Raw genomic sequence first — 6,940 nt, 5'->3', positions numbered from 1 at the left:
CGGTGAAGGATACTATGAAAACCTTTGGGAGACTAATGTAATCGGATTAAAGAACATGATTCGCCTGCAGGAAAAATTAGGATTCAGGATGATTTCATTTTCATCAGCGGAAGTCTACGGTGATTATGAGGGAATCATGAGTGAGGATGTAATGGAGAAAATGCCAATATCCCAGACTTACCAGATGAACGATTACGCAATATCCAAATGGGCAGGAGAGCTCATGTGCATGAACTCCGCTACAATGTTTGGAACAGAAACAGTGCGCGTAAGGCCTGTTAACTGCTACGGTCCTCATGAAGCCTACTCTCCATATAAGGGATTCATACCAATTTTCATTTACAAGGCATTGCATGGACTCCCATATTCAGTTCACATGGGTCATAAAAGAATAATCGATTACGTGGAGGACACAGTAAGGACCTTCGCAAACATTGTTGACAATTTCATCCCAGGAGAGGTTTACAATGTCGGAAGTAAACAGGAATGGGAAAGGGACATCAAGCAATACTCAGACATGGTATTGGAAGCAGTTGGCGTTGATGACTCACTGGTCACCTACACTCCGGCCGAAGAGTTCACCACCAAAGTCAAAACAATCGACTTTTCAAAAGCAATAAAAGATTTAAAACACGATCCTCAAGTTCCTCCGGAAGAAGGAATTAAAAGAACTGTTGAATGGATGAAATATTACTATAGAATCGAATAAACATGAAATCAATCGTGATTATTCCTGCACTGAATGAGGAAGTTGCCATTGGCTCAATTGTTGAAAGGTCGCTGCAATATGTCGATGATGTTTTGGTGATTGATGACGGCAGCACTGATGATACATTCAATGTGGCTTCCAATGCCGGTGCAAGGGTAATTAAACATCACACCAATCAGGGAAAGGGCGTTTCACTGAAGGACGCTTTCGGTGAAGTGTCAGCGTATGATGTTGTTGTCACCATTGACGGTGACGGACAGCACAATCCCGATGAAATACCTGTCCTGATTGCCCCTATCATTGATGGCAGGGCTGATCTGGTTAACGGCAGCAGATATTTGAACGGTTTTGATGAAAACACTCCGGTTTACAGGCGTGTCGGTCAAAGGGTTTTGGATATTGCCACTAACGTTACTTCCGGAACCAGTGTAACCGATTCCCAAAGCGGTTTCAGGGCATTCAAAGGTAAAACCATTAACCATTACAGATTCAGGGACACTGGATTTGGAATTGAAAGTGAAATGTTGGCTGATGCGGCCGAACACAATCTTAAAATATTGGAAGTGCCCATTACAGTCAGGTATGATGTTGAAAACTCATCAACCAAGGGTCCCGTAACCCATGGGGTAGGTGTTTTAACAAAGATTGTTATTGATAAACTTGTCAGGACATTCAAACGATAACATGCAATACAGACAAATCAAAAAGACAGGTGATGAGATTTCCCCATTAGGCTTTGGGGCAATGAGATTGCCTTTAAAGAACGGTAAAATCGACAGGCAAAAAGCAACAGGGTTAATATATCATGCTATTGATGAGGGAGTTAATTTCATTGACACTGCTTATCTTTATGGTGACAGCGAATCGTTTTTAGGTGAAATCCTTCAGGGTGAATATGGGGATAAGGTTAAAATCTGCACTAAACTGCCTACAATCAATGTCAGGAAATATGAGGACATGGGTAGGATATTGGATGAGCAGCTCAACAGGCTTCAAAGAGAATCAATCGATTATTATTTAATCCATGCGGTTGACTTGAAAGCCATGAACAGGTTGCTCAAGCGTGATTTAATCAAATTTTTGAATGAGGCTAGAAGTGCGGGCAAAATCAAGCACATAGGCTTTTCTTACCATGGTCCCAAGGAGGAATTCCCGTTGCTGATTGACGGGTATGACTGGGATGTGGTTATGGTCCAGTACAATTACTTTGATGAGAATGTCCAGGCAAGTGTCGAGGGAATCGAGTATGCTGCTTCAAAGGGAATGGGTGTTTTTGTAATGGAACCATTGAAAGGTGGGATATTGGCTGGAAAAATGCCTAAGGATGCTGAAGCAATATTCAAAGAGGCAAATCCAAATAAAAGCACTGCTCAATGGGCCATTGAATGGGTTTTGAATAATCGCAACATTACCTGTGTATTGTCAGGAATGAATTCATTTGAGCAATTGAATGAGAATCTTGAAGTTGCTCATAAAACTACTCCAATGTCAATGAGTTTTGAGGATTTGGAAACTGTAGAGCTTGTAAAGAGGGTCATGAGGAATTCCCTAAAGATTAATTGTTCCACATGTGGATACTGCATGCCTTGTCCACAGGGAGTTAACATTCCTGAGTGTTTGAAGATTTATAATGAGAAATTCCTGTTTGGTCATGAAGGATTCTTTAATGAGGCTTTAATGGATTATTATCAGTATGTCGGAGGAATAATGGGTAGTTCAGGCAATGCCGGCAAGTGCAATGGGTGCGGTAAATGTCTAAGGAAATGTCCTCAAAAACTGGATATTATTAAAGAATTGGAAAAGGTTAAAAAAGAATTTGAATTTCCGGGATCTAAATATGTATTGTCCTTTATCCGCCATGTGGGTTTTCCAGTTTACCGATCAGTGGTTAGGGTATTGAATCGTTAAGTGTATCTTAAAAAAAGATACATTTTGATTCTTATTTTGTCTTCTATTTTCAACCATTCCTGTGAAATTTTAAAACCAATGCTTTCACTCCAGATTTTTTGCCTCACGATGTCTGTCACTTGGGTGAAATCATCGTTTTCTTTTTGCTTTTTTAAGTATTCATAGTAGTCATAGGGCATTGTAATCACTTTAATTTTTAATTAAATAATGTATATGTGTTTGCATTTTATTTAAAGCTTGTTGAAGCCACTTTGAAAAATTGTTCTCACAGCCCCATCCTATTTAAACCTTTCTGTCAACTTATAGGATTATATATTTTGAAATCAAAAATAGTAGTAGGTGAAAAAATGAAGCTAGAAGAATTAATAGCACCATGTCCAAAATGTGGTTCAAAAGATAAAATTGCTCACAGGAAAATGTTAGACAATCACAGGGCTCACGCAGAAATGGATACAGTCAAATGTGAGGAATGTGGTTACATATTCTTTGTAAACGAAAATATGGATCCTGATGAGAAAAAAGAATTATTAAATGAATTGAACAAAATATACGGTTAAAATGACTTTTCATGTAATGATTATCCCTACACTTAACTGTCCGTCAAACTGCAAATACTGTTGGGGATCAGAGAATAAAAAAGAAATGATGGACATTGAAATAATAGACCAGATTATTGCATGGTTGAGTGATTTCAGGGATGATAAAGTTCATTTCACTTTCCATGGGGGAGAACCTCTGCTTGCAGGATATGACTTCTACAAGACTGCACTGGAAAAGCTGTCAAAACTAGACAATCTTGAAGGATTTTCCCTTCAAAGCAACATTTGGCTTTTATCAGAGGAGCTCATTGACCTGTTCCTTGAGTATAATGTTGTTGTAAGTACCAGTATCGACGGTCCAAAGGAAATAAATGACTATCAAAGGGGAGTGGGCTACTTCGACAAGACCATGGAAAAGTATGAATTGGCTAAAAACAAAGGATTGTATATAAACTTTGTTTTAACAGTTACCGATTATTCAAAGGATTTCTCCGATGAATTATATGAATTCTTCAAGGGAGAAAAGATGAACCTTAAAATCCATGCTGCCCTGCCTTCTCTTAGGGGAGATAATGCTGACCCTTGGGCACTTGACCAGGAAGAGCATGGAAAGCTCCTGGTTGACTGGCTTGATAAGTACCTTTACGATTTGGACAAGTTCACAGTAATGGATTTGGACCATATCTGCAGGTCCTCCTTAAGAAGAAGGGGTACATTATGCACTTTCGCAGATTGCATAGGCACTACATTGGCAGTGGGCTCAGACGGTTCGATTTATCCATGCTATCGTTTTGTTGGAATGCCGGGGTATGTCTTAGGCAATGTTGCATCCAATCCTAGCTTTGATGATTTGAAGGAATCCGAAGCATGGGCAAAATTGATGCAGTTCAGGGAGTATGTTGATGAGAACTGCAAGAAATGCAGGCATGTCAAGTATTGTGAAGGGGGTTGTCCTTACAATGCGATTGTGGCATATCAGACTCCACAGGCAGTTGATCCGCAATGCACTGCTTACAAGATGATTTTTGATGAGGTTTCCAAAAGGATGAATAAGGAATTTGCCCGTTCGGCATTTGGAATGGGTGCTCCTGCACCTAGAAAAGAGGGGGAACCTTTCAGTATAATGGATTTGGCTATGAAGCCTTAAATGGGTGATTATATGATTTGTGATAATTGTGAGAATCTGGAATTGAGAAATAAGTATAAGATTGTGTGCAAAATCAATGAGCATCAACTGTTGGATGTTAAGGAGTGCATGCATTTCAAACCTGTTGATGAAGAGTGATTCTTCATTTTTTTCTTTCTTTTTTTTTGATTTTTTTGGCTATTTTTTTTATGGGTAATACTTTTTTAACATTTTTGAGTAATACTGAGTATATAAATGAACTCGAAAAAAGTAATAACATTTATATATTCTTAAAATATAATTATTAATTGTAATACTGAGTATATAAATAAACTCAAAAAAAGTAATACTTTTTACTATTGAAATAATTATCTAAAGAAGGTGAAGAATGTGATTGATGAAATAACTGATTTTTTATTTGGCTTGAAAATGACTATTCTCTCAGGTATATTTCTATTGATTGCAGTGATATTTATGATATTTGGAATTAACACTCCGGTTTATCTGAACCCTGCTTGGGGAACAGTAATCATAAGTGGAATTCCAATGTTACTTCTCGCAATGACAAGACTAATCCGTGAAAAGTGGATTTCATCAGCGCTGCTCATTGCAATAGCAATGGTGGCATCACTTTTTATAGGTGAGATATTTGCAGCTGGTGAAGTTGCATGGATCATGGCATTAGGTGCCCTTTTGGAAGACTGGACTGTCGAAAGGGCTAAAAAAGGTTTAAGAAACCTGATTAACTTGACTCCACAAACCGGAAGGAAAATCGTTGATGGAGTCGAAAAAATCGTTCCAGTGGATGAAATTGAAATTGACGATACATTAAGAATTCTTCCAGGTGAAAGCGTTCCTGTGGATGGTGAAATAATAAAAGGTACAACCTCCCTTGACCAATCCATCATGACTGGAGAATCCCTTCCAATTGACAAGGAAATTGGCGATGAGGTATTCTGCGGAACCATGAATATGTACGGTGCAATTGACATAAAGGCAACCAGCCTGGGGGAAAACTCCTCACTTCAAAAGCTGATTGACCTTGTGAAGGCCGCTGATGAAAAGCAGGCTCCAACCCAAAGGATTGCAGACAAATGGGCAACCTGGCTAGTTCCTGTTGCATTAATAATTGCAATCGCTGCATGGTTGGCTACAGGCAATATTGAACGTGGAGTAACAGTTCTTGTAGTGTTCTGTCCATGCGCACTGATACTTGCAACACCAACAGCAATCATGGCCGCAATCGGTCAGGCAACAAAATACGGAGTATTAATCAAATCAGGAGAGGCGCTTGAAATCCTCGGAGGTCTCAATACATTGGTATTCGACAAGACTGGAACATTGACTTACGGTAATTTAGAAGTTTCTGATGTTATCTCCTTAAAAGATGATTTGACAGAAATCGACTTGCTTAAAATAACTGCATCATGTGAAAAATTAAGCGAGCACCCATTGGCTAAAGCTGTTGTCAACAATGCAAAAGAAGCTGAAATTGATATTGAAGAGCCAAAAGACTTTAAAATGTATCCCGGTAAAGGCGTAACATGCATGAATTCTTATGGTAGCGTATATGCAGGAAACTCCAAATTCTTAAATGAAAATGATATTGATGTTGATGTTGATGGTCATTTGGACCAACTCAAAAACGAAGGAAAAGCTTCAATCATCGTTGCATTAAATGGCGAAGTCATCGGATTGATCGGATTATCTGACGTGATACGTGAAGATTCCAAAAGCATGATAGAAAACCTGCATGAATTGGGAACTGAAACCATATTGCTCACAGGAGATAACACAGAAACTGCTAATTACTTTGCATCACAAGTTGGAATAAGCAAGGTGCACGGCAACCTCCTGCCACAGGAAAAACTGGACTGGATAGAAAAACTCAAAAAAGAAGACAAGAAAGTCTGCATGATAGGAGACGGTGTAAACGATGCGCCTGCGCTAAAGACAGCAGACGTCAGTGTGGCAATGGGATCCGTTGGAAGCGATGTGGCAATAGAAGCCGCAGACATTGCACTTCTTGGAGACGACATAGGCAAGATACCTTACCTTAAGAAACTTTCCAACTCAACACTGTTCACAATAAAGGCAAATATTGCAATATCAATGACAATCAATGCAGTTGCAATCATCTGTTCAGTGCTCGGACTGTTGAATCCGGTAACTGGAGCAATAGTTCACAATGCAGGCTCCTGTCTGGTAGTGTTGAACGCTGCGCTGCTTTATGACAGGCGCTTTGACGATTCAATCAAAAAGATTGACTCAGAAAACGTGGAGCATAACCACTATCACTACCACAATGACGGAGAGCACACTCACTCACATGAAAACGTTGAAATATTGGATGAAATACAAACAGACAATGGCATTAAGCACATGCATATTCACAAACATGCATTGAATCGCGAAAGCTGTGAAGCATATCACAACTAATATATACTAGTATTCATTAACTTCAAATAGGTATTATAGTTTTTCTTGAAAAGTTTATCCTATTTTTTGGTATGTTGATTTTGTAGTATTTTTTTAATGTTGGAAAAATAGTGATCTTCAGCTCTCTGGTTTCTTTTATATATTATGCATGTGCATATATTATTAATATCTTGTGAACGTGTATTTTTTTAACGAAATTATAGGAAAAAATATGGTGTT

8 protein-coding genes are annotated in these 6,940 nt (G+C 38.7%); 7 read left to right on the top strand and 1 reads right to left on the bottom strand.

All coding sequences use genetic code 11. From position 1 onward, the window contains the following. The 3 genes from QZU77_RS10030 to QZU77_RS10020 form a co-directional block, all read left to right on the top strand. Nucleotides 1-709: NAD(P)-dependent oxidoreductase (locus QZU77_RS10030; RefSeq protein WP_295603697.1), on the top strand; the 709-nt coding region annotated here is incomplete at its 5' end. A 2-nt stretch (nucleotides 710-711) separates the two neighbouring features. Continuing rightward, nucleotides 712-1,392: a glycosyltransferase family 2 protein gene (locus QZU77_RS10025; protein WP_295603695.1), complete on the top strand. Its 681-nt coding sequence runs from the start codon at nucleotides 712-714 to the stop codon at nucleotides 1,390-1,392. Between the two features lies 1 nt (nucleotide 1,393). Beyond that, the gene (locus QZU77_RS10020) at nucleotides 1,394-2,617 is read left to right on the top strand and encodes an aldo/keto reductase (RefSeq protein WP_394350530.1); all 1,224 of its coding nucleotides are present in this window, start codon (nucleotides 1,394-1,396) and stop codon (nucleotides 2,615-2,617) included. Here the strand turns inward: QZU77_RS10020 and QZU77_RS10015 are convergent. Beyond that, nucleotides 2,614-2,796 (bottom strand): hypothetical protein, encoded by a 183-nt coding sequence (locus QZU77_RS10015; RefSeq protein WP_295603691.1) that lies wholly within the window; start codon nucleotides 2,794-2,796, stop codon nucleotides 2,614-2,616. The genes QZU77_RS10020 and QZU77_RS10015 overlap by 4 nt on opposite strands. A 168-nt stretch (nucleotides 2,797-2,964) precedes the next feature. Here QZU77_RS10015 and QZU77_RS10010 point away from each other — a divergent pair, with 168 nt between their 5' ends. The 4 genes from QZU77_RS10010 (at nucleotide 2,965) to QZU77_RS09995 (ending at nucleotide 6,721) form a co-directional block, all read left to right on the top strand. Continuing rightward, complete coding sequence (locus tag QZU77_RS10010; RefSeq protein ID WP_295603688.1) at nucleotides 2,965-3,174, top strand: TIGR04165 family Cys-rich peptide; 210 nt, start codon at nucleotides 2,965-2,967, stop codon at nucleotides 3,172-3,174. Between the two features lies 1 nt (nucleotide 3,175). Beyond that, the gene (locus QZU77_RS10005) at nucleotides 3,176-4,303 is read left to right on the top strand and encodes a TIGR04083 family peptide-modifying radical SAM enzyme (protein ID WP_366208876.1); all 1,128 of its coding nucleotides are present in this window, start codon (nucleotides 3,176-3,178) and stop codon (nucleotides 4,301-4,303) included. Between the two features lie 12 nt (nucleotides 4,304-4,315). After that, nucleotides 4,316-4,441, top strand: coding sequence for a hypothetical protein (locus QZU77_RS10000; protein ID WP_295603685.1), 126 nt, complete (start codon nucleotides 4,316-4,318; stop codon nucleotides 4,439-4,441). Nucleotides 4,442-4,672: 231 nt separating this feature from the next. Beyond that, nucleotides 4,673-6,721, top strand: a complete 2,049-nt coding sequence (locus QZU77_RS09995) for a cation-translocating P-type ATPase (protein ID WP_295603682.1) — start codon at nucleotides 4,673-4,675, stop codon at nucleotides 6,719-6,721. The last annotated feature ends 219 nt before the right edge of the window (nucleotides 6,722-6,940 follow it).

The sequence above is a fragment of the uncultured Methanobrevibacter sp. genome (assembly GCF_902774605.1).
GTDB lineage: Archaea > Methanobacteriota > Methanobacteria > Methanobacteriales > Methanobacteriaceae > Methanocatella.
Note: the sequence above shows the minus strand (reverse complement) of the source record. Positions and strands in the feature narration are given on the sequence as shown.